Source organism: Pseudomonas sp. MF08817, from assembly GCF_059862705.1.
The window spans coordinates 1-1,113 of the sequence record NZ_JCBCUY010000100.1 but is presented as its reverse complement, the minus strand read 5'-3'; the positions used below and the strand labels follow the sequence as shown (position 1 = coordinate 1,113).

General features: G+C 63.8%; 1 protein-coding gene. It reads right to left on the bottom strand.

Annotation, left to right across the window (positions count from 1 at the left end; translation table 11 throughout):
- Positions 1-29: 29 nt before the first annotated feature.
- Positions 30-1,058, bottom strand: a complete 1,029-nt coding sequence (locus AC19YR_RS24760; protein WP_011711660.1) for an IS30-like element ISShes10 family transposase — start codon at positions 1,056-1,058, stop codon at positions 30-32.
- Between the last annotated feature and the right edge of the window lie 55 nt (positions 1,059-1,113).

Genomic DNA, 1,113 nt, shown 5'->3' with positions numbered 1-1,113 from the left:
GGCGGTTGCAGGATCTGAGTGCAACACGGTTATTGAATTGAAGCGGGAGCATCATGCCGCATCACCACGGCTTCTTGCATCACTTCGCCCATCACCTCGATCGGGCATTTGAAGTCGAAGCGTTTGCGCGGTCGCATATTCAGTTGCAAAGCGATGGCGTCCAGGGCTTCCTGACTATGCACCGACAAGTCCGTGCCCTTGGGCAGGTACTGGCGGATCAGTCCATTGATGTTCTCATTGCTGCCGCGTTGCCAGGGGCTGTGCGGGTCGCAGAAGTAGATCGCCACCCCGGTCCGCTGGGTGATCTCGGCGTGCCGCGCCATCTCCCGGCCCTGGTCGTAGGTCATGCTCTTGCGCACCGCCAGCGGCATGCCATTGAGCGCCGCACTGAAGCCCTCCAGCGCCGAGGTCGCCGTCGCGTCGGCCATCTTGATCAGCATCAGGTAGCCGCTGGTACGCTCCACCAAGGTGCCCACCGCCGAGGCATTGGCCTTGCCCTTGATCAGGTCGCCCTCCCAATGGCCTGGCATCAGCCGGTCTTCGACCTCCGGCGGGCGCACGTGGATGCTGAGCATTTCAGGGATCTGGCCGCGCCGATCGACGCCGCCAGAGCGCGGCCTGCGACTCGTCTTGCCCTGGCGCAGGCAGATGATCAGCTCCTTGCGCAGGCCACCGACCGGCAGGGCGTAGATCGCGTTATAGATCGTCTCGCGGCAGACGTAGGCCTCTCTGAGGCTGGGTATGTTCATGCTGCGCAGCTTGCCGGCAATCTGCTCGGGAGACAAACCCTCACGCAGCATATGGACGACCAGCTCGAAGCGCTCACTGCCCGGCAGCAGCTTGCACTGAGGCCTGCAGACCTGGCGGCGGACCTGCATCTGCTGCTGGGCAGCACAGGCCTGGTAGCGGGTGCCAGGGGCCCGGTTGCGGCGCAGCTCCCGGCTGATGGTCGAGGGGGAGCGGCCGAGCATCCGGGCAATTCGCCGCTGGCTGAAACCTTGGGCAAGGCCGAGTTGAAGGGTCGCACGTTCGGGGATACTGAGTTCGTGATAGGACATAGTGGCAGCACCGTACCGGAAAGGTCAGGTGTTGCACTCAGTTTTTGCGGCCGCC

Bases quoted from the DNA above. Each gene is read 5' to 3' on its own strand.
- AC19YR_RS24760 (WP_011711660.1), bottom strand. From the start codon at position 1,058: ATGTCCTATCACGAACTCAGTATCCCCGAACGTGCGACCCTTCAACTC.